The organism is Wolbachia endosymbiont (group A) of Andrena hattorfiana, assembly GCF_947179565.1.
Classification (GTDB): Bacteria; Pseudomonadota; Alphaproteobacteria; order Rickettsiales; family Anaplasmataceae; genus Wolbachia.
The window spans coordinates 542,553-564,239 of the sequence record NZ_CAMXBT010000002.1 but is presented as its reverse complement, the minus strand read 5'-3'; the positions used below and the strand labels follow the sequence as shown (position 1 = coordinate 564,239).

The 21,687-nt window shown below is 35.3% G+C and carries 22 protein-coding genes, 1 tRNA gene and 3 pseudogenes; 10 read left to right on the top strand and 16 right to left on the bottom strand.

Annotated features, from left to right (window positions below):
* Window positions 1–28: 28 nt before the first annotated feature.
* The 6 genes from lipA to rpsD all read right to left on the bottom strand — a co-directional run bounded on the left by lipA (window position 29) and on the right by rpsD (window position 2,976).
* Complete coding sequence (gene lipA / locus OM966_RS04575) at window positions 29–892, bottom strand: lipoyl synthase (protein ID WP_264328983.1); 864 nt, start codon at window positions 890–892, stop codon at window positions 29–31.
* Window positions 885–1,199, bottom strand: coding sequence for a 50S ribosomal protein L28 (gene rpmB, locus OM966_RS04570; protein WP_006279619.1), 315 nt, complete (start codon window positions 1,197–1,199; stop codon window positions 885–887). Before rpmB ends, lipA begins: the two co-directional genes overlap by 8 nt.
* Before the next feature lie 37 nt (window positions 1,200–1,236).
* Complete coding sequence (locus OM966_RS04565) at window positions 1,237–1,578, bottom strand: DUF721 domain-containing protein (RefSeq protein WP_264328982.1); 342 nt, start codon at window positions 1,576–1,578, stop codon at window positions 1,237–1,239.
* A gap of 461 nt (window positions 1,579–2,039) precedes the next feature.
* A complete protein-coding gene (gene iscX / locus OM966_RS04560; RefSeq protein ID WP_253308941.1) occupies window positions 2,040–2,234 on the bottom strand; it encodes a Fe-S cluster assembly protein IscX in 195 nt (64 codons plus the stop codon).
* Window positions 2,235–2,264: 30 nt separating this feature from the next.
* Window positions 2,265–2,351 (bottom strand) — tRNA-Leu (locus OM966_RS04555).
* Between the two features lie 10 nt (window positions 2,352–2,361).
* On the bottom strand, window positions 2,362–2,976 hold the full coding sequence (gene rpsD / locus OM966_RS04550) for a 30S ribosomal protein S4 (protein ID WP_264328981.1): 615 nt from the start codon (window positions 2,974–2,976) through the stop codon (window positions 2,362–2,364).
* A gap of 113 nt (window positions 2,977–3,089) precedes the next feature.
* Between rpsD and OM966_RS04545 the strand changes: the two genes are divergently transcribed.
* The gene (locus OM966_RS04545; protein WP_264328980.1) at window positions 3,090–5,225 is read left to right on the top strand and encodes a transketolase family protein; all 2,136 of its coding nucleotides are present in this window, start codon (window positions 3,090–3,092) and stop codon (window positions 5,223–5,225) included.
* 14 nt (window positions 5,226–5,239) lie between these two features.
* On the opposite strand, the gene OM966_RS04540 is transcribed toward OM966_RS04545, so the two are convergent.
* The 4 genes and pseudogenes from OM966_RS04540 to OM966_RS07365 form a co-directional block, all read right to left on the bottom strand.
* The gene (locus tag OM966_RS04540) at window positions 5,240–5,806 is read right to left on the bottom strand and encodes an ankyrin repeat domain-containing protein (protein ID WP_264328979.1); all 567 of its coding nucleotides are present in this window, start codon (window positions 5,804–5,806) and stop codon (window positions 5,240–5,242) included.
* Between the two features lie 58 nt (window positions 5,807–5,864).
* Window positions 5,865–7,040: a multidrug effflux MFS transporter gene (locus OM966_RS04535; protein WP_264328978.1), complete on the bottom strand. Its 1,176-nt coding sequence runs from the start codon at window positions 7,038–7,040 to the stop codon at window positions 5,865–5,867.
* A gap of 225 nt (window positions 7,041–7,265) precedes the next feature.
* Window positions 7,266–8,318: a phage tail protein gene (locus OM966_RS04530; protein WP_264328977.1), complete on the bottom strand. Its 1,053-nt coding sequence runs from the start codon at window positions 8,316–8,318 to the stop codon at window positions 7,266–7,268.
* Window positions 8,279–10,002, bottom strand: a pseudogene (locus OM966_RS07365) (baseplate megatron protein TIM-barrel domain-containing protein). Before OM966_RS07365 ends, OM966_RS04530 begins: the two are co-directional and overlap by 40 nt.
* Before the next feature lie 479 nt (window positions 10,003–10,481).
* Between OM966_RS07365 and OM966_RS04520 the strand changes: the two are divergent.
* Both OM966_RS04520 and OM966_RS04515 read left to right on the top strand, forming a co-directional pair.
* Window positions 10,482–10,622 (top strand): hypothetical protein, encoded by a 141-nt coding sequence (locus OM966_RS04520; RefSeq protein ID WP_264328976.1) that lies wholly within the window; start codon window positions 10,482–10,484, stop codon window positions 10,620–10,622.
* A gap of 163 nt (window positions 10,623–10,785) precedes the next feature.
* Window positions 10,786–11,661, top strand: a complete 876-nt coding sequence (locus OM966_RS04515) for a hypothetical protein (protein ID WP_264328975.1) — start codon at window positions 10,786–10,788, stop codon at window positions 11,659–11,661.
* A 69-nt stretch (window positions 11,662–11,730) separates the two neighbouring features.
* Here OM966_RS04515 and dcd read toward each other — a convergent pair whose 3' ends face one another.
* The gene (dcd, locus tag OM966_RS04510; RefSeq protein ID WP_064125494.1) at window positions 11,731–12,288 is read right to left on the bottom strand and encodes a dCTP deaminase; all 558 of its coding nucleotides are present in this window, start codon (window positions 12,286–12,288) and stop codon (window positions 11,731–11,733) included.
* A 141-nt stretch (window positions 12,289–12,429) separates the two neighbouring features.
* Between dcd and OM966_RS04505 the strand changes: the two genes are divergently transcribed.
* Window positions 12,430–13,446, top strand: a complete 1,017-nt coding sequence (locus OM966_RS04505; RefSeq protein WP_264328974.1) for a substrate-binding domain-containing protein — start codon at window positions 12,430–12,432, stop codon at window positions 13,444–13,446.
* Between the two features lie 38 nt (window positions 13,447–13,484).
* Here the strand turns inward: OM966_RS04505 and OM966_RS04500 are convergent, their stop codons facing one another.
* From OM966_RS04500 to OM966_RS04490, 3 genes are all read right to left on the bottom strand, one after another.
* Window positions 13,485–13,628, bottom strand: a complete 144-nt coding sequence (locus tag OM966_RS04500; RefSeq protein WP_264328973.1) for a hypothetical protein — start codon at window positions 13,626–13,628, stop codon at window positions 13,485–13,487.
* A gap of 41 nt (window positions 13,629–13,669) precedes the next feature.
* Window positions 13,670–13,927 carry a hypothetical protein gene (locus OM966_RS04495; RefSeq protein ID WP_264328972.1) on the bottom strand — a complete coding sequence of 86 codons (258 nt, stop codon included), beginning with the start codon at window positions 13,925–13,927 and terminating at the stop codon, window positions 13,670–13,672.
* 238 nt (window positions 13,928–14,165) lie between these two features.
* Window positions 14,166–14,486 (bottom strand): hypothetical protein, encoded by a 321-nt coding sequence (locus OM966_RS04490; RefSeq protein WP_264328971.1) that lies wholly within the window; start codon window positions 14,484–14,486, stop codon window positions 14,166–14,168.
* A gap of 339 nt (window positions 14,487–14,825) precedes the next feature.
* Here OM966_RS04490 and OM966_RS04485 point away from each other — a divergent pair, with 339 nt between their 5' ends.
* Complete coding sequence (locus OM966_RS04485; RefSeq protein ID WP_264328970.1) at window positions 14,826–16,277, top strand: TrkH family potassium uptake protein; 1,452 nt, start codon at window positions 14,826–14,828, stop codon at window positions 16,275–16,277.
* A gap of 27 nt (window positions 16,278–16,304) precedes the next feature.
* Here OM966_RS04485 and mgtE read toward each other — a convergent pair whose 3' ends face one another.
* Entirely contained in the window at window positions 16,305–17,675 is a 1,371-nt protein-coding gene (mgtE, locus tag OM966_RS04480) for a magnesium transporter (RefSeq protein WP_264328969.1), read from the bottom strand.
* A gap of 154 nt (window positions 17,676–17,829) precedes the next feature.
* On the opposite strand from mgtE, the gene prfB reads away from it, so the two are divergent.
* From prfB to OM966_RS07565, 5 genes and pseudogenes are all read left to right on the top strand, one after another.
* A protein-coding gene (gene prfB, locus OM966_RS04475; protein WP_264328968.1) for a peptide chain release factor 2 occupies window positions 17,830–18,934 on the top strand; the annotation gives its coding sequence in 2 pieces (ribosomal slippage) (window positions 17,830–17,904 and window positions 17,906–18,934; 1,104 coding nt in all).
* 64 nt (window positions 18,935–18,998) lie between these two features.
* Entirely contained in the window at window positions 18,999–19,757 is a 759-nt protein-coding gene (locus tag OM966_RS04470; RefSeq protein ID WP_264328967.1) for an ankyrin repeat domain-containing protein, read from the top strand.
* Between the two features lie 3 nt (window positions 19,758–19,760).
* Complete coding sequence (locus OM966_RS04465; protein ID WP_264329050.1) at window positions 19,761–20,228, top strand: ankyrin repeat domain-containing protein; 468 nt, start codon at window positions 19,761–19,763, stop codon at window positions 20,226–20,228.
* 92 nt (window positions 20,229–20,320) lie between these two features.
* Window positions 20,321–21,035: pseudogene (locus tag OM966_RS07360) on the top strand (Rpn family recombination-promoting nuclease/putative transposase).
* 60 nt (window positions 21,036–21,095) lie between these two features.
* Window positions 21,096–21,218: pseudogene (locus tag OM966_RS07565) on the top strand (Rpn family recombination-promoting nuclease/putative transposase); the annotation flags it as partial.
* Window positions 21,219–21,327: 109 nt separating this feature from the next.
* On the opposite strand, the gene OM966_RS04450 reads toward OM966_RS07565, so the two are convergent.
* On the bottom strand, window positions 21,328–21,672 hold the full coding sequence (locus OM966_RS04450) for a DMT family transporter (protein ID WP_264328964.1): 345 nt from the start codon (window positions 21,670–21,672) through the stop codon (window positions 21,328–21,330).
* Window positions 21,673–21,687: the final 15 nt, after the last annotated feature.

The following is a 21,687-nucleotide window of genomic DNA, read 5'->3' as shown; positions in this document are numbered from 1 at the left end:
TAAAAATTAATTTGAATTAACACAAATGTCAACGACAGGCCTTGAGCCTGTTGAAATCTTCTTCAGCGTGGTATGATGACCGAGTTAGTGGGCTTGATGCAACCACTAAGAAACCTTTGGAGTAAGCAACGTATTTATAATGCTCAAATTCCTCTGGGGTAACATACCTATCAAGTTTTGCATGTTTTGGAGTTGGTTGTAGATATTGACCAATTGTAATAAAATCAACCTCAGCACTGCGCAAATCGTCCATAACCTGAAGTATTTCCTCTTTTGTTTCTCCAAGACCAACCATAAGCCCTGACTTTGTGAAAACTTTAGGATTAATCTGCTTTACCATCTTCAACAAATATAGTGAATGAAAATAGCGAGCTCGTGGTCTTATTTTTGCATACAATCTCGGCACTGTTTCAATATTGTGGTTATAGACATCAGGTGATGCAACAGCAATTGCTTCAAATGCTCCTTTCTTATTTAAAAAATCAGGAGTTAAAATCTCTATTGCTGTTTCTGAAGTTATCTTTCTAATTTCTTCTATGCACTGTATAAACTGATTTGCGCCACCATCTGGTAAATCATCACGATCAACAGAGGTAATGACAACATGTTTTAAGTTTAACTTTTTTATCGCTTTTGCTAAATTTTCTGGCTCATGAGGGTCTAGTTTATCAGGAATGCCAGTTGCAACGTTGCAAAAAGCACAAGCACGAGTACAAACAGAACCAAGAATCATCACAGTAGCATGACGTTTATTCCAACATTCACCAATATTTGGACATGCAGCTTCTTCACATACCGTATGTAAGTTATGCAGTTTAACGATGTTTAAAGTTTCATTGAATACTTGACCGGTCGGAGCTTTTGCTCTGAGCCATTGAGGTTTGCTATGCATCTGAAACGGCTAACTCTACCTCTTGCTTTACTAAAACTTTTTTCAACCTTCTTTTTATCTTCTGCGCTTTTTCACTTAGTTTAATCGTTCTTGTGTTGAGCAAAAAAGCATCTAAATCACCTTTGTAATCTATAGTTCTCAAAGTTCTTGTTGCCACACGAAATCTAAACTTTTTATTCAATATATCACTTGTCAACGTAACCTTATGTAAATTTAAAAGAAAGGTACGCTTTGTTTTACGATTCGAATGTGATACCTTATTACCAAAAGATTTTTTTCTATTTGTTAATTCACAAACTCTACTCACTTCAATATACCAAATTATTCTATGTACTTAGATTATCTTATATAGTCAAATAGTCAATACTCTCTTGCTTAATTTTTATACCATATACTGCTTTATAGCCAAAAAATATCGTAATTTTTTCTATTATAAGAGAAATCATATGCTGAATTTCTAATGCTTTACTGCCATTTGTTACTACTAGATGCAATACACCAGAATTTACATTCTGTGCATATGAGATCTTTTTCAGTTTTGTACACTCTGCTATTTCTTTCCCTACTATATTTCGCCAGTTTAAAATCAGACGTATTTCATTTTTGCTAATCTTATTTTTCATGCATTTTAATGCGTAATTTTCAATTATAGACTTTAATTTTTTTGGACCGCTACGTTTGAGCATTTTTCTGTTTTGTTTCTAGTATAACTAAATAAGTAAGGTTTACTACTACATTGGATTTCCTCAGTGCCAAATCCAAGTAGCTAACACTGGGATGACAACCTTCTAACTACTTTACAAACCTCTAGCCTCACACCATAAAAGCAGTATTTTTATGTAACAATCTACCTTAACGTAGCACTTGTTAAGTAAGTCGTTCCATTCAAAAATTTTTGTTTTGCCTCATAATTAACCTTCTAGCTGTTTTAATTGTAATTAGTTAAATTATTATTAACCTGAGTGAATTTTAAATTAGATTTAAAAAGTACAGTATTGTCTAAAATGAATGATATACGGTGTCCGAATTTTAGACTCCTTCTTTTTTGTTGTCATCCCAGTACTTGATACTGGGATCCATTTTTCTTTTTTTTCTGGATTCCAGCGTCACGCGCTAACTTTTAATAGCGATAGTTATTTCTTATTTGTTAAGATCTTTCCTCAATCCAAGCTGCTTGAATGGCTTCGAGTATTTTCTCGTTACAGCGTTTTTCATCATCATCAAATTCCTCTAAACTCAAGACCTTTTTTTTAAGCTCAGTGAATCTGATATTAATTATATTCTCATCTGGAAATTTTTCCTCTAGAGCTTCTACAATATCTTCTATATCAAGCCATTTCATACTTTTTTGTATTTATCTGCTAAGTTAAATTGGTGCCCATGGGGAGACTTGAACTCCCAAGGTCGCAAAACCCACGGATTTTAAGTCCGCTGCGTCTACCGATTCCGCCACACGGGCTTTTTTTTATCTATCTAGAGTAAAACTCTACTACTAAATTGACTTCCATGTCTGCTGAATAAGGAACCTCAGAATATTGAGGTGACCTCAAATACTTCACTGAATGCTCTTTACTATCTGTCTCTAAATAATCCGGAGCCTTGCGCTCTTGTTTTTGTTCAGCCTCTACTACTACAGGGATTTTTGCTGCCCTTTCTCTTATTTTTATTATATCACCTGGTTTCACTCGATAACTCGATATGTCGACCACCTTATCATTAACTGTAACGTGCTTATGAGATATGAGCTGCTTCGCTGCATAAATTGTTGGCACAAGACTAGAGTGGTATAAAACAGAACTGAGCCTTGATTCTAAAATACCGATAAAATTACCAGCCGTATAACCCCTTCTGTTATAAGCATCTAAAAATGTACGTCTGAGCTGCTTACTTGAAATCGCATAGTAAAACTTAAATTTCTTATGCGCAGCAAACTGCTTACCAAAGTCGGATAACTTCTTGAATCCAAGAATACCATGTTGACCTGGAGGGTATTTCCTTTTGTTTACTGGGTCTTTAGCTCTACCCCATAAATTTACACCAAGTCTACGGCTAATCCTATACTTTCTAGTGATAACAGTTGTCATATAAAAACTCTCACGATTTAACTTTAGATTATTAAGGATTTTAGCACTCAGTGTCAACTTGTTTTTGCTGATATAATCTTTTATACTTCATTTTTAAGTTTTTCTATTAACACATGAATCATTCACATTTGGAATCTATGGCAAACGCCATCCGTTTTTTATCAATTGATGCAGTACAAAAAGCAAACTCTGGACACCCAGGTATGCCACTTGGCATGGCAGATGTTGCAACTGTTTTGTTTGCTAAATATCTGAATCATAATCCTGATGATTCTAAATGGTTCAATAGAGATCGCTTTGTTTTATCAAACGGTCATGGGTCAATTTTACTATACTCAATATTATATTTGACAGGTTATACTAGCATAGATGAGCTAAAAAACTTTAGGCAAATGGGATCCAAGACCCCAGGTCATCCAGAGTTTGGCTTGACTTCCGGGGTAGAGGCAACAACAGGCCCGCTCGGTCAGGGGTTTGCCGCTGCTGTTGGCATGGCACTTGCTGAATCAATCCTTAAAAAGCAATTCAGAATCAATCACTACACTTACGTAATGCTAGGGGATGGCTGTCTTATGGAAGGAATAAGCCATGAAGCAGCATCACTTGCTGGGCATCTTAAATTGAATAAATTAATAGCCCTTTTTGATGATAATGATATCTCTATAGATGGCACTACTTGCCTTTCCTGCTCTGATGATGTAGAGAAACGCTTCTTAGCGTATGGATGGAATGTTGACAAAATTGATGGCCATGATTTTGATGCCATATCCCTTGCAATAGAGCAAGCAAAAAAGTCTGATAAACCTACAATGATCTGCTGTAAAACTATTATCGGAAAATTTTCAAGCCGTGCTGGCACATCCTCTGCTCACAGTGGTGCTTTTTCGGAGGAAGACATCAAACAGATGAGAGAGAAATTAAATTGGAATTACGAGCCATTTCATGTGCCAGAAGATGTGAAAAATGCCTGGAAGAAAACTGTTGAGAGAGCAAAACAAAATTACAATTCATTGTCATTCCAGCATGTGACCAGTGAAGAAGAAAAAGAATGGATCCCAGTGTCAAGCACTGGGATGACAGAAGAGAATGCTGGGATGACAGGATATCATGCAGAACTTCAAAGGCGACTAGATGAGCGTCTGCCAGATAACAGCAATTCGGTGTCATTCCAGTGCTTGACACTGGGATCCAGTGAAAATAAAGAACTTCAAAGACGGTTAGATAAACGTCTACCAGACAATATCGATAATGTTTTAGCTGACCTGAAGAAACAAATATGTGAGCTAATGCCAAACGAAGCTACACGTTCTTCTTTCGGCATGGTAATGGAACTTTTAACACAACATATGCCGGAATTAATCGGCGGTTCTGCTGATCTTACTGGGTCAAATTGCACTAAATATAAGCACATACAGGTAATAGATAGTAATAATTATAGTGGTTCTTATGTCCACTATGGAGTGAGAGAACACGCTATGGCAGCATGTATGAATGGTATGGCACTTCACGGCGCGATTCTTCCTTATGGTGGCACTTTTTTGGTATTTTCCGACTACTGTCGTCCTGCTATACGTCTTTCAGCGTTGATGAAGCAGCAGGTTATATATGTAATGACTCATGATTCAATTGGAGTAGGAGAAGATGGCCCAACTCACCAACCAATAGAGCATTTAGCTTCTTTGCGTGCTATACCAAATCTATATGTTTTTAGGCCAGCCGATGCAGTTGAAACTCTAGAGTGTGTTAGCATTACACTCGAAAAAAAAGAATCACCTGCACTGTTTGCGCTCTCAAGGCAAAACGTAAGTTACATGCGCAAATTCTATTCTGATATCGATCAATCTGCTAATCTATCGAAGTTTGGTGCATATATTTTGTGTGAATGTTCAAAAGAATTAAAAGTAACAATATTTGCTACGGGGTCCGAGGTTGAAATTGCAGTTGAAGCAAGGGAGAAATTGCAGGAAAAGGGTATAGGTACAAGGGTTGTTTCTATGCCATGCTGGAGGCTTTTTGATGAGCAAAGTGATGAATATAAAGCAGCGATATTAAATAATGACAGCATCAAAGTTGCAATTGAAGCTGGAAGTGAAATGGGTTGGCATAAATATATAGGTTCAAACGGTATATTTATTGGCATGAAAAGCTTTGGAGAATCAGCACCTTATAAAACACTTTATGAGCATTTTAATATCAGCGCAGATCATGTAGTAAAATGTGTGTGTGAGAAACTGATTTATATTCAGTGACCTCTTGCATTACTCTACACATCCGTGTCCGTTGCACTATAACGATCACCACTATTATCTCCTTCGTCTAATGAATCGGATCTAAGTAGAGAAACATTAGCATCGGTTTGTGATGTAGATTCATCAATTTTTTCTTTGTTAGACCCAAACAACCATGAAAAAAAAACACCAAAAAATGATGCAATTAATGAAAAAGGCTTCATAAGTATACTAAACAAACTACCAAAAAAAGAACTCGGCTGTTCTTCTGTTTGTGAAGTTGATGATCCACCCACTGAACCATCATCAGGGTTTTGTGCGTTTGTTAATAGAGCTTTTATTTCCTCGTTAATACTAAAATCGAAAGGAGTCCTGCCATCTTCATCTTTTATATTAACATTTGCCTTTGCTTTTATTAGGGCGTCTACTATTTCTTTGTTGTTATTTTCAGCAGCCCAATGTAAAGGAGTTTTCCCTTTTTCATCTGTTGCATTAACCTGTACTTTTCCTTCTTCATCCAACAGATTTTTTACATCATCAATATTACCGCTTTTAGCAGCCTGAATTAAATCATTACCTATATCTTCATTTACATTACTCATCCCACACCTCTCTTTAAAACTATATTGTTATAATAAAACCGTTAATAATCTATGACCTTTATGTTCCTGGATCACGCAAATAATGCCCGTGTTTTTCAGTACATTTGAGCAGGCTGTACATAAGAATTGCAATTGTAGAGCATATTATTGTTAATAGTAAATTTGGTAAAATGCCATAGCGAAAAAATTTTCCTACTATATATATTCCAATAGCCCCAAACATCATATTGCAGAATGAGAGGACTGCACTACCAAGCCCTATACCTTTGATCGTTTCTAAAGCAGAAGTTACGTTATTGCTGATTACTAATGCAAGCCCAATATTGGCTGGAATCCAGGCAACTTGAAGAATTAATATATTTAACTTGTCCGCGAAATAAAAATATACCAATAAACTATCGGATATTATCGGTAACACCAAACCTATTATTAGCATTTTGCTAACCCCTACTTTTGGTACATACCTTCTATTAATTAAAGTTCCAATTATGTAAAATATGACTATGATCGATATGAGGTAGCCAAAATACTGTACTTCAATGCCCATTGATTCAAATATGAACGGGTAGTTAGCAACATATGCCCAAAGCCACATGAAAGTTAATCCATGAATGGCTGAAAACCCAAGGAAACGATAATTTCTAAATATTGATATATATTGCTTGAAGATATTAGTAGTTATACTGGTTTCATTTTTATTCACAGTGAGTGTTTCTTGTAACTTAAAGTAAATAAAAATAAGCATAGCAATTGCCGCAAGTGATATAATAAAAAACAAAAATTTCCAACTATACCCATGTGAAATTATATAACCGCCCACCACTGGAGCTATTCCAGGTGAGAGTGCCACTACCAAATTTAACTTTGAAATTACTCTCGAGTATTCACTACCCGAGTACATATCCCTTATTGCTGCATACCCAACAACACCTGCAACACCAGCCCCTGCTCCTTGTATGAAGCGAATTAGTATCAAGAGCATAATACTGTCGGCTATATAACACATGACACTTGCCAAAGTAAAAATTGCCATACCAATCAGCATCATTGGACGCCTACCATAATGGTCCGATAATGGACCATAAATTAATCCAGATACTGCAAATCCAACTAGATTCAAGCTAATTGTAAGCTGCACTACACTGCCTTCTACTTTAAAATAATTGGCAATGCTTGGTAGTGCAACTGAGTATAGGTCAGTTGCCATATCGACAATTGCTACAGACAATATCATAATAAGAGAGATGATATTTTGCGAAAGAGCTGTTTTCACTTAATGATTTACTGGATTAAATATACTTGATTATAATATATTTTTTTCATTAGTATAAGTACAATGTTACATAGTAAACGATGTCATTCGAGTAGCGGACACTGGAATCTTAAGCTAAAATCATAAAAAGCGTGAATTTCAATATCTTATCTTCAATTATTCAGGTTTAAGTTTAAATACTGAGCATCAATTGTTCAGGACCTTTGCTTCCGTGTTATCCAACGAATCACCATAAGTCACTGCTTTGAGGTAAAATTTTCTCCCTGATTGCACTTCAAAAGAAATTATTGAATCATCAAGTAAGGTAAATTTCTCACCTCCTGTATGCTCATACTCTTTAGTACCTTTTTGCCCTCTAATTAGGTTGCTAAGCTTATATTTATTTTTATCTATGAGTTTAATACTCTGGAATTTCACTATCTCTTTTCCGATTAATGCTGAATTTGAAACGATAATTCCTAGCAGCTTACCAAAACGTAATACTATTACAAGCCCCTCATCGGTAGATTCCATTACATATCCGTAAGTAGACTGTTTATTTATGCTTGTGATAGGCTTATAATCCTTATCGTTGTACGAAATAAAGAGTGTTGCTCCTTTCCAATTCTTTTCCTCATTAATTAAAGTAAAGCTTGCGCTATTACCTTTAACATACGGTAAATCTGTCATTTCTATGATGGTTTTGCTGATGTGAGAAGGAGGGTATTCCTTCAGCATAAGTGACCTTGTTAAAGGAAAAGAAAGCTTATATATAGAGTGATCATAACCAACGCCAATTACTTGAATGGACATGCTTTCAAATTTTGTTTTTATAATTCTCACCGTATGCTTTTTCTCACCGTCTAAAATCGTCATTACATCACTTGGCACAAGCCACGCATATTTTATCGGCAGCTTGAAATTGTATATATTTCTCTCTTGCCACGAAGAATAAAGTAAAACCTCAGCTATATTTTGTGCCTCTCCCTCCTCCATAATGAGCGGTATTTCAACTGTTGCAGCAGTGCCTTGCTTTGGCAACTCAGCATATTTAACATCAATTGGATAGCCAAAATTGCGATTAAAATAAACGACGTTAACTTTATTGTTTAAATCCAGTTGACTAATATTAACAAGTTGCATTTGCTTTGAATTGTTACTGAAAACCGTTTCACCAATTGGCATTACAATTGTAACTCCTCTGCCCTTTTGGACAAATTTCAGTTTAGAGCCCTGTTCAACCACATCAAAAAATAGCAACTTTGCAGCATTTTAATAATTGAACGTACGGGTTGCTGGTCGTTTATCACATATCCAGACAATAACCCTTTGACGTTGCTTGTATCGAACTGATTGCTTTTTAAACCTGTTTTTTGTAACAAATCCAATAAAACATCGGAAATATTAAGCTGTAAAAGCTTTCCCTGAATCCAATGTCCTGACTGCCAGTTATGGCAGTCAGCCCACACATCACATAAATTGGGAAAGTAAGGAAATGGCCTTGCATCCCATGCCCAGAGAAACATTTTTTCTACCATTTCTGAGCCTTGCCACTTCTTTAGCGTTCCTTCAATTGCAATTTTTTGTGAAAGAAAGCTCACCTCTCCGTTTGAATATCGTGGATATTTACTCTCTATGCTGCCTTTGTCAACAAACACATTTGGCTCATTAGTGCAGCCGTTCATACTGGGAAATCCATATTCAGTAAACCATATTTTTTCATTTTTGGTTGCCATTTTGTTTTACCACCACCGGGGTTTATGTGAGTTTCACTCCACCATTTCTCTATATTTTTCCACGCATACCTGCTGTCGTTATACTTTACTTTTTCAGGCTCACTTTTTGAGTAATCATAGAAATAATCATACCCCACTCCACTGCTCCAACCACTCATTACATCTTCCGCATAATAGCCAAAAGGAGGCTCTAGACCATCAGTCAGTGGAAAATAAGCATCTATGCCAACAACGTCGATGAACTGTGAAGACCACAGTTCATCCATATTATACCAACCATCATATGAGTGGTATTCGCTCCAATCCGCAGCGTAAGTTACTGTTACTTCTTTTCCAAGATCAAGTTTTATCTGCTTTGCAAGCTTAACTAGCTCTGCCACTGCAGGGTAATTACCTTTTTCATCTCTGATTTTGGTAAGTTCAACAAATTCAGAACCAATGATAAACCTTTCCACTTTAGTTTGTTTGGCAATGCTTGCATAATGCTCTATAAATTTGTTGTACTGATTCTTAAAAAAATCACTTATATCTTGAGGAGCCCCACTCAATCTTCCTCGCCACTCTTTGTTCTTTGTATCAAGTAAGGGCATCGGATAGAGCATCACCTTGTAGCCTCTGCTGTGTAGCTCTTCTATATATCTTATTAGCGCTGAATCACTAACTGTGCCACCATATCTTGGGTTTCCATTATCGTCTTTTGAAATTAGCTGAGCATCATCTCTGGTACTACTTCCTACTTGCCAATCATCAGGTAATATTGCGGAATCATCTTGAAATTCAACTGCAGGGTATATTTTGCAATCTTTAATGTTCAGATCATTCACAAACCAATTGACTACTACCGATACCCACTCAACATTTGGTAAATCTCCCTTTAATTGATCCAAAGAAAGCACTGCATCGCTCTTTCTAGTGTGGTTGTTATGATTTACCCTTTGTGCTAGCCCATATGGGATATATTGGTTGCTGCTTATTTTCTCTTGCGCGATTTTCTTCTGTATTTTTGTATCATATACAAACTCTCCTGAGCCTGGTATTATATTGATATTCTGAATATTTTCTACTACTGAAAATCCGCTAGGCTTTAATATAGTCTGCACTTCAAATGTGAATACCGGAACGCGGTTATTATAGTCTGCTAAAGGAAAATTCTTGATGACTATGTAAGATATTCCCCTATAAGCCGGCACACCTTCGATTGACGACATAAATGGATCAGGATTTTGGTCTTCTGTACCACGGTAAAAAGTATAATCTATTTCATCAAAGCTAAGTGATGTTGTATCTGCCCAGATTCTGTTTAATTTTTCTACTTTCCCCTTGCAGATCGCAATTGCAAGCGTTGCATAGTAATTATACTCAACATTCATACCTCTTCCAATTTTGCTTTTGGTGGTTATCGCCTCTTCTTTTATTGGCTGTGACCAAATAATGTTCCCTGCAATGCGAGCAGTGCCATAGGTTGAGGTTTGAACTTGCAGATTTTTTAGTCTCGCACCATGCGTTACTTTCTGCTCAGCATCAAGGCTAAACATCGCACCATCAAGCTGCGCACCAAGAAGAGCACCGAGTTCTGAGCCGATAATCTGGCCAATTGGACCAAAAATGCTGCCTGCTTGACCAAAAATTGATGATAAAATTATTGTGGACATGATAATCCTCCTTTTGATAGATTTTTTTGAAATTGTTGAGAAAGATCCAAGTGTCACGCTACTTGGATGACACCTATAACCTTGTCATTCCAGTGCTTCCTCCTTTGTCATCCCAGTGTCTGAGCACTGGGATGACAGATACTATGATAAGAAATTCAACAGCTTACAATGAATAGTTGAAGTTTTTAATCAAGAAAAGCACATGAGTAAATCATGTAGCTATAATCATTGTAAGCAACAATGAAAAAGTGCGGAAGTAGAAATTTGGGTTGATTGTATATTAATTCTTAGTATAATTTAGCATTATTATAAAAACTGGTGGCGCTAATGAAATTTGAAATGTTGGAAGAGAATAGTAAAAGAGTCTTGTCTGGTACAAAATGGATTACTAATGTTGGTCAAAACTATCTTGCATCACTGAATAATAGCACTAAACCAACTAGTTCTGGAAAAAAATTAATCAACGCTTTTTTACTTGTTCCAATCATCGTGCCTACTGCTATAACAGCATTATCTCTTAGCTTAACTATGCTTTTTTTGAATGCTGTTAGTGCTCAAAAAGATGATTCTAAATTATCTAAAGTAATAAAGTTTATAGTTAAATCTCTAATCTGTATAGCTGCTGCTGTGGTTTTAATTCTGTGCATTGTATTAAATCTAATAATTTCACTGATACCGTTTCTTATTTTTCGAGCCATCAATAAAGACATGTTTGGTCAAAAAAACATAGAAAACGATGGAGGTCAAACAGTAAATAAAGTTGAGGCAAATAATGGCGAAGAATATAATAAGCGTGTTGAAGAAGAAGCTAATAAGTTAGGGCAACAGGATGATACGGAGCAGGATCAATTAAATACTGATTTACGTCAATCATTAACAAGAAGTGGTCAGCTACATAATCAAGCAAATATAGAGGGAATATCTCGAGTAGTAGAAGGTGTAGATGAGACTGTTATAGCAAAGCATATAAATAATGAAGGTATACAAGATGGTAAAGCAGTGATACAAGCACTTGGAAATGATCGTAGTGTAAGCATGAAAGGAATCATGATTGGAGATCTTCGTAGTCAACAAAAAGGTTTTGCTACTGGTTTCAGCTTTCAATGTAATATTCTTCCAGAAAATGGTGTAGATTTTCAATTTGGCATGAGCATGCGTACAGGAGATACTAAACAAGAAGCAAAACAAGCGCTAATGCAAAGTGAATTAGCGTGAACTTTGCTATTTGGTGATAGTGGGATATTGTCTATAGAGCAGCTTAGTAGCTCACAACAAAAGTAGTAATCACTTCACCAGCGGCAAAGTGATACCATGCTGATTCATATATTTTCCTTTCATATCATCATATGATTTTTCACACTCACTTTCGCCGCTTAAAAATACGAATTGGCATGCGCCTTCATTAGCGTAAATTTTTGCAGGAAGTGGGGTGGTGTTTGAGAATTCGAGTGTGACATGACCTTCCCATCCAGGTTCTAAGGGAGTAACGTTTACTATAATTCCACACCTTGCGTAAGTTGATTTACCAACACAAATGACCAGTACATTTCTTGGTATACGAAAATATTCCACTGTACTTGCAAGCACAAAGCTATTTGGTGGAATTATGCATACGTCTGTTTCTTTATCTATAAAACTATTCTCAGAGAAATTTTTAGGGTCTACGATGGCTGAATTAACGTTAGTAAAAATTTTAAATTTATTATCCACTCTTGCATCATACCCATAAGACGATAGTCCGAAAGATATAACACCTTTGCTGCTTTTGTGATCCACAAAAGGCTCTATCATCCCAAAATTTTCAGCTTTTTCTCTTATCCATTTATCTGGCATAACTGCCATAATTGCCCCTTAAAGTTGTGTAATACTTACAATAATATAAAATAAAATTTAAATGTAAACTGTAGCTTTTGTCATGCAATTAAAGCTTTTCAGTTTGATTTTTTATTACAATAATTAGATTTATGTTCTTAACTAAAAATAATGCTTAGAAACTTTTTCCTGATTTTTGTATTCGTATTATTCACACCGCTGTCAAATACTGATGCCAGGAAATACATCAGAATTGTTGGATCTTCAACCGTTTTTCCTTTTATCTCATTTGTAGCCGAGGAGTTCAATCGTGTATTCTCTTTTAAGACTCCAGTTGTAGAATCAATAGGAAGTGGATCAGGGTTCAAAATGTTTTGCTCAGGAATAGGGGAAGACACGCCAGACATCACCACTTCATCTCGTCCTATGAAGGAAGTAGAAAGAGAACTATGTAAAAGAAATAAAATTAATGAAGTGATAGAGATCATCATTGGCTATGATGGAATTGTCATTGCAAATTCAAATCAAAGCCATAGATTTGATTTCACAAAGAAGGACTTATTTGAAACTTTATCTGCATATTCTCAAGAAAATGATAAATTAGTAAAAAATAATAAGAAGTTTTGGTCTGATGTAAATCAAGCCTTACCAAAAACAGAAATTGAAATTTATGGTCCACATCAAAATACAGGCACATACGAAACTTTGGTTAATTCTATTATGTTCAATCAATATTCATGCATGAACTCGAGAATTTTCAAAGAGAATTATAAAGATCAGGAAGAAAGAAAGAAAGCATGTGGTAATATAAGGGATGACGGAAGGTATATAGAAGTTGGAATTAATGAAAACATAATAATACAAAAATTGAAAAGTAACAAGAACGCTTTAGGGATATTTAGTTTTAGCTTTTTAATGAGGAATCAAGATAAAATACAAGGGAGCACAATTGCAGGAATTGAGCCAACTTACGAAAATATATCATTGGGAAAATATATATTAGCAAGACCTCTATACCTTTATATAAAGAAAGAACACCTGGATACTGTTGATGGATTAAGAGAATTCATAAAAGAAATTATAGATTCGATCGGCATTGAAGATGGGTACCTATCTAGGCTTAGTCTAATCCCACTTTCAAGTGAAGATATAAAGAAAGCTTCAGCAAAGGTCTTTGAGATAATGTGATATCCAGCAAGCCACCTATGGTGGCCGCTGGGATGATATTATGCTGCTTTTTCTTTTTGTGTAAACGGTTTTTCTACACTTGGATTTTCCACTTTCTCACGAACCTTAGCAATACCAGCACCTATTAATATAACGGCTGCCAAAGCTGTTAAAGCTAATGCAACTGCAGGATACGTCAGCACATAGGCTGCAACAGCACCAGCTGCGCATAGTCTAACAACGCTTAGAGCAATCTTCCCTTTGTTTCACTCCAGAAGGTTGTATCGTTCTTTTCTGTGGTTTTGTTGTCTGCAGTAGGTTCAGTAGTGTTAGTTGCTATAGGAGCAGTAAGCAAACTTTCTTGCTTTGCTAGCTCAAGCGTTTGTTTATCTTCTTCCTCAAGAATAGGGTCATTGAGTTGTATGTCTCTTTGCCGTCTATAATCCTTAACTTCTTGAATAAAGTCTTCAAGCCATCCCTCACCAGCCATATCAGCATGCATTTTTTATCGCTCTTCAAGAAAATCTATTATATAGTTACGTCCTGTATTTTGACCTTCTCTATTAACCATGTAGTCTTCAAGCCATCCCTCACCAGCTATATTACCATACATTTCTTGTCGCTCTTCAAGAGAATCTATTATATAGTTACGTCCTGTATTTTGACCTTCTCTGTAGTCTTCAAGCCAGGAGTTACGAACATCAGGGGAAGCTTTATCCCAAAGAAGTTTAGTGATCTCTTTATATCTTTTTTAATTCTTCTTTGTCAAGATTTCTTTCATAGTCAACTATCAGAGGATAAACTAAAAGGGGATCTACGTCTCCATCATTCCAATCTACCTCTCGCTCTAAAACACTTTTTACATCTTCACCATAATTCTCTAATGCTGCTTTAACTTGATTAACATTAAGACTTTTTATTACATGTCTTAGTTCAATATTAAGACCCATTACTCTCCTGTGCTCTTCCATTTCTTGAATAACTGTTTTAAGAGCAGTTATGTCACTAAGGCCAGTTTCTCTTTGAAAGTTTTGAAAACTCTCTATTGCATTATCACACACAGAATCACGAGTTTTTTGATTAGCTTCCTCCCAAATTAGTTTAATGATCTCTACTTGAGCTTCAACTGCAATGTTAAGACGAACAATAGCAAGATCTAAATGGTATCTTTGCCACTAATCGGAGTTTCCTTGTGTCTCAAAGCTGCTTGTATATCATCATATTCATTATCGTTAAATATGTCCTGGACCGTTTTAAGGTTGTTATTGATGATTGCTCTTATTAATAAAGTTTAATTATTACACATTTACAAGTAAGTCAAGTATATTGTTAATAAAGGCCAACAAAATGCTTGACGTTAGAGTAGCTTTTATGGCTTTGTATAGCGAGGAAATAACTCTATGAAAAATCATCAACGTTTACAAATTTTACGTTCAATTGTATTTATTGTGGGAATATTCCTATTGTTATTTAGCTTAGCAATGCTTATTCCTGCTATTACTAATAAATATCTCAGCTACGAATGGAAAAATTTTCTCGCTGGATTCATAATTACCTGCACATCTGGCGTAATTTTTATTTTACTCGGTAAATTAAATGGCATGCCGGCAATTTTTGCGATTACTAGTTGCACCTGGATTGCCTTGTCTTTGTTTGCAGCTATTCCTTTCTATTTTGATAATCTGAGCTATGTTGATGCATTATTTGAAACGATATCTGGCATCACAACCACAGGGGCAACTATATTTAATGATATTGAAAAACAATCTCCAGGAATACTGCTATGGAGAGCAATGCTACACGGCATAGGGGGTTTTGGCGTAATCACTTTAGGAATTGCAGTTTTTCCTATGTTTAAGATTCTCAGCCTAAATAATTTACTTTATTCTGAATATTCAGATGCTACAAAAAGGAAGTTGCCGAACACGCGAAGCGTAGTAATTCATATTACAGCAATATATTATGGCCTAATTTTGTTATGTATATTTTCCTATTATCTGTCTGGTATGCCACTATTTGACGCAATATGTCACGGAATGTCCGCTGTATCAACTGGTGGATTTGCTAACTATAATGATTCTATAGGGCACTACAATAACCCTATGTTAGAAGTCATAACGATCATTTTTATGATTTTGGGTTCTCTGCCTTTTCTTAGCTATTTAAAAATCATAAGACGGTTAGACATTTGCTATGATGAACAGGTCTCTTACTTTGTTAAGATAGCTATTGTTTCATCTTTATTTGCTTGTTTTTGGTTGTATCAAAATGTTAATTTAGGAGTGTCATTATCATTTAGATACAGCACGTTTACCATCACCTCTTTAATTACGTCAACTGGTTATGCAATCTGTAATCATATAGATTGGAGCTTCATTTCAGTCTTAGCTTTTTTTCTAACCTTTGTTGGTGGATGTAGTGGTTCTTCAAGTGGTGGCATCAAAATCTTTCGTTTGATCATTTTTCTAAAGTCTATAGGAAATCACTTTCGCCTTTTATTAAACCCAGGTGCAGGTAATAGGGTAAAATTCAACGGAAAAACCCTGGAGAATGATGAAGTTCACTCTGTCTTTATATTTTTTGCAATTTTCATGTTAACGTTTACCATTTCATCAATAGTGATGTCTTACTTAAGCAATGCAGACTTTATAACTAGCATCAGCTCAGTCTCTGCAACGCTTACAAATTCTGGCCAGGGATTTAGTAATTTAATAGGCCCTTCAGGTAACTATTCTTCTTTCAGTAATGAAGTAAAATTATTTTTGTCGTTTTTGATGCTGCTTGGTAGACTTGAAATATTGCCAATCTATCTTTGTATAGGTAATTTATTCTTATTTAATAGAAAGAAATAGTTGGTAAAGTTGTGAAACTTGATATTGTCAACTGTTTAATAAAAAGATCGTAGCTAAACCAAGAAATATAAGAGCTGAGAGAATATCAGTTGTTGCCGATGTTAGGATTGAAGAAGAAACTGCAGGGTCAGACTTTAAACGGTGAAGCATTATAGGAATGAAAGTTCCGATGAACGTTGCAATAATTGACATCATAATCATGGAGACCACAAAAATCATCTCCACTTTGAAATTGTGAAATCTTATTGCTAATACTACGAGTGAAATGGTAGATAAAATTACCCCGTTTATAAGACCTATTAAAAATTCTTTCATCAGTACTCTTTTTGCATTTTGCTCAGTTAGATATTTTGTTGCGATTGCCCGGATGGTTAGCGTTACTGTTTGGGATCCTGCATTTCCGCTCATTGATGCAATTATCGGCATGATTATTGGCAGTACTATAAAACTTTTTATTACATCATCGAAAAAGCCAACTACTATGGAACACATTGTTGCAGCTAAGAGGTTAAACAGTAACCAAGGTAGCCTTTTAATTATAGTTTTATGTATAGGGGCATTTATATCGGCTTTAGAAGATACACCGCTTATTTTGAGTACATCCTCTTCTGTTTCTTGTTGAACAACTTTTATCACATCTTCAATTAAGATCACACCAATAATTTTACCATTCTTATTTACTACCGGAGCCGATAATAGAGAGTAATCTTTAAATATTCTTGCTACTTCCTCTTGGTCTACTCCAGTTTTAATGATTTTTATGTCATGATCTATTATCTCTTTTATTATTGTGTCTCCTGAGTGAGATATTACCTTATTTAAATTAACACTGCCTATAGGCTCTAATTTTGAGTTGATAATGAATATCTGGTGAAATCTTTCTGGTATTTTTTTATAGTTGCGCAAGAATTCCATTAGCTGATTTATCGTCCAATAATATGGAGCTATAACCATATTTTTATGTATCAACCTTCCTGCACTTTCTTCTGGGTATGATAACAATTCCTCTACTAATTTTTGAGTTGCATTGGGTAAGTAGTTAAGTATGTTTTCTATAGACTTTCTATCCAAATCTTTCACTATGGTTACTATATCTTCTACATCAAGGAGCATTAGTAACTTTGCTGTATTTTCTATTCCCAATGTTTCTATGATCTCTCTTTGTAAATCTGGCACTACATGCACTAAGGCATCACTTAACAAATGTTGATCGAGGATATTAACTAATTTTTCCCTGTGATCACTGATTGAAGTAGATAAAAAATAAGCTAACTGAACGCTATCTATCGTTTTTACAATATTACGAACATTTTCTAGCTCCTCGTTATCAAGTGACTCTATTAAGTCATCAATAGCCTTTTTGTCTAAACCATAATGAGAACTTATTTTAATATTCATTACTTTACCTTGTTTTTTAATAAATATACACACTTGATTTCCTTAAACATTAAAGTATAATGAAATTATTTTGAATTAACTATCATATGGTTAAATTTCTATTTTGTTTGCTGTTATTGTTAGTAATAGTAAGTATATTAAAATCTAAAGTATAATGAAAACTTATTCAGAAATCTTCGAATACTTTCAAGGCTTAAATAAAAGTATTTCTCTTATCAGGAGGTGTCTTTGACATAGAAAAATTAAAGTTGCGTCTTGAAGAGCTGGATTCCCAAGCGTCGAATGATAATCTGTGGCAAGACAATCAAAAGGCACAAGAAATTTTAAAAGAACGTTCTAAAATTAATAATGACGTAGAGTTGTTTTTAAAGCTGGAAAGCGATTACAACGATGCCATTAGCTTAATGAAGTCTGCTATTGATGAGAATGATGAAGAATTTTTCTCTGAAGTTGAAAGTGAATTAGCTAAGCTAGAGAAATTAATCAAACTTAAAGAGACAGAATCCTTATTTACTGGTGAAGCAGATAACAATAACTGCTTTTTAGAAATCCACTCAGGAGCTGGTGGAACAGAGAGCAATGATTGGGCTGAAATGCTGATGCGCATGTATGTAAGATGGGCAGAAATTTATCACAGCTTTAAAGTTGAAGTTGTAGAAAAATTAGAAGGAGAATCGGTTGGTATAAAGTCTGCAATGATAAAAATCGTTGGAGAAAAAGCTTATGGGTGGGCAAAAAGTGAAAGTGGAATTCACAGGCTGGTTAGAATATCGCCGTTTGATGCAAATGGTAAACGTCATACCAGTTTTGCAAGTGTAGGAGTAACTCCAGTGATAGAAGATTCAATTGATATTGCTGTGGATGAAAAGGATCTAAAGATCGACACCTACCGTGCTTCCGGAGCAGGCGGTCAGCACGTGAACAAGACTGAAAGTGCGGTACGCATTACGCATATTCCAACTGGTGTTGTAGTTCAATGCCAAAATGGTCGTTCTCAACACAGAAATAAAGATGAGGCGTTAAAATTACTTAAAGGACGTTTGTACCAAATTGAACTGGAAAAAAAAGAACAGAAAATGGCTGAAGAATATGGTAAAAAATGCGATATAGGCTGGGGCAATCAGATCAGATCGTATGTTTTGCATCCATATCAAATGGTGAAGGATTTAAGAACTGGACATGAAGTGGGTAATATAAATTCTGTTTTTGATGGTAATATAGATTGTTTCATAGTTAGTGTGCTTACTAAGCAAAATTAGGTAGGGTTGACTTTCTTGTCATAATATATGATAATTAAAATATTGTTAAAGTAGGAGTAAAGTTATGGCGATGAAATATGATCAGTGGAAAAGAATATTAAGTACAGTTAATGAAGAAGGGAATTTAAGTAAGGACAATGTAATTGAGAAAATTAGAGAGAAATTGTCACGATATTCAGATGAATATAAAGAGTGGGATGAGGCTAGTTTTAATGTAAATCACCTGTTTCACGCTCCCGATAATCCATTTCTTCGGGAGAAGGATAAGTGTACATTATTACATTTAGCTGCTCGTAATAACCTAGAAAATATAACGGAAGCTCTACTGGGAGTAGAGGGAGTTGATATTAATGCAATAGATGAACCATCTGCATGGATTCCTTTGCACTGGGCTGCTCGGTTTAACAGCGAAAAAGTAATAGATATTCTACTGAAGGCAGAAAAAATAAATGTCAGTGCAGAAAATTGCAGAAAATCTACTCCTTTGCATATAGCTGCTCACTATGGCAGTGAGAAAGCAATAGATGCTCTGTTAAAAGCAAAAGACATTGATGTTAATGTAAAAAATCAAGATGATGAGACCCCTTTACATTATGCTGCTCAATTTTGCAATGAAGGGGCAATAAGTGCTCTATTGAGAGCAAAAGACATTGACATTAATGCAATAGATAAAGATAACAAAACTCCTTTACATGTAGTTGCCTCAGATTGGGGGGGTGAAGAAGCTCTAAATATTCTAATAAAAGGAGGAGCTAATGTTAAAGCGGTAGATAAGGATGGGAATACTCCTCTACATTTGGTCGCTTCACATTATAGTGATTAAGGAATTGTAAAAGCTCTAATAGAAGAAGGGGCTGATGTTAATGCGTTAGATGAAAATGGATGTACTCCTTTACATTTGGCTGCTACTTGGAACAAATGGGTAGTAGAGATTCTCATAATAAATGGAGCAGATCCTTTATTGAAAAATAAGGATGGTAAAACTCCAATGGATCTTGACAAAAGCGGATATATAAAACAGTTTTTGGAAAAGAAGGCAATTAAAAATGGTATTATTGCCGGCTGTGCAGCTGCGGCACTCAGTACTGCAATAGCAGTGACACTTTTTGCAACCGGGACAGTTGCAGTTGAATTGATGTCCGTAATGATAGCAGTAGCTATCATTACAGCAGCGGCACTAGCAGTTGGTGGTATTACATATAGCATATTAAAACCTAGTACTAAAATGGATGAAACGAAAGAAGCGCAAAACGTAAATAGGAATGTGCTAGGAGGTGGCAAGGCGGCAGCTTGACACAGTTTGTAGTATCAAGTTAAGCTTAAAATATGATTGAATAGTTGTTAATAATAGTATATAATTATTAATCTTTTCTAAGCATTTTTACTATGGCTATTTCTAAGTTTCTCGATCCTAAGAACGACTTTGCCTTTCGGCGTATTTTTGGCTCTGTAAATAATAAGGACATTCTTATTCACTTTCTTAATGATATGCTAGGCCTTACTGGTGTTGATCAGATAGAAGATGTTTCTTTCTTAAGTCCCATTCAGGACCCTGATATTGCTTCTCAAAAGCAGAGCATTGTTGATGTTCTCTGTACTGATTCTGCTGGAACCCAGCTAATTATTGAAATGCAAGTTGTTAAAACTACAGGCTTTGAGAAACGCGCTCAATACTATGCTGCTAAAGCTTATTCAAGTCAAGCTCACAAAGGTGATCAATATCAAGATCTTAAAGGAGTTATTTTTATTGCTATCGCCGATTTTATCTTATTTCCTAACAAGCTGGCTTACAAATCTGATCACGTTACTTTTAATAATTACCTATGAACATGATCTCAAAGATTTTAGTTTCACTTTCATCGAGCTACCAAAGTTTAATAAGACAAAAGAAGATCAGCTTTCAAATATTGTTGAAAAATGGATTTATTTTTTTAAGTACGCCGATGAAACTAGCGAAGAAGATCTACAGAAAATAATAGGTAGTGATGTTATTATTGGTAGAGCTTATGATGTGTTAAATCAATATAACTGGAGTAAAGAAGAACGTTTTGCTTATGATCAAACTAAGAAACATATTGATGATTATCTGTCTTCTATTTAACAAGGAAAAATCGAAGGAAAAATTGAAGGCATCAAAATTGGTGAAGAGAAAGGTAGGAAAGAAGGTAGAGAAGAAGGAAAAATTGAAGTTGCAAAAACAATGCTAGCCAATAATATTGATGTTAACACTATTGTCAAGTGTACTGGCCTGTCCATTAGTGAGATTGAAGAATTGCAGAATTAAGTGTGAAGGTTATGGTTTCTCGTCTCCACCATGCTGTATAGAAAAAAGTCTGGATTCCAATTTGCATGACAATGTGGAGTATCTGCTTCTGTCATCCCAGTGGGATCTCTTATTCCATTTTATCAACAGTTTGTTTTGCAGTATCAAACAATTTTAATCCTATAATCCCGAATGTAACTAAAATAAAGCATATTACTTCGAATAAATTAACTGGTTCATTAAATAGGTAAACTCCAAGTACCGAAGCTCCTATAGCACCTACTCCAGTCCAAATTGCATAGCATACTCCGATAGGTATAGAACGTATAGCGAGCGAAAGTAAATACGTACTAAGAGCCATGGAGAATATGCTAATTATTGATGGTACGAGATGAGTAAATCCATAACTATACTTAAGTGTTATGACCCAGAACACTTCAATTAGTGACGATAAGAGTAAATATATCCAATTCATGCATAAATTTTTAGG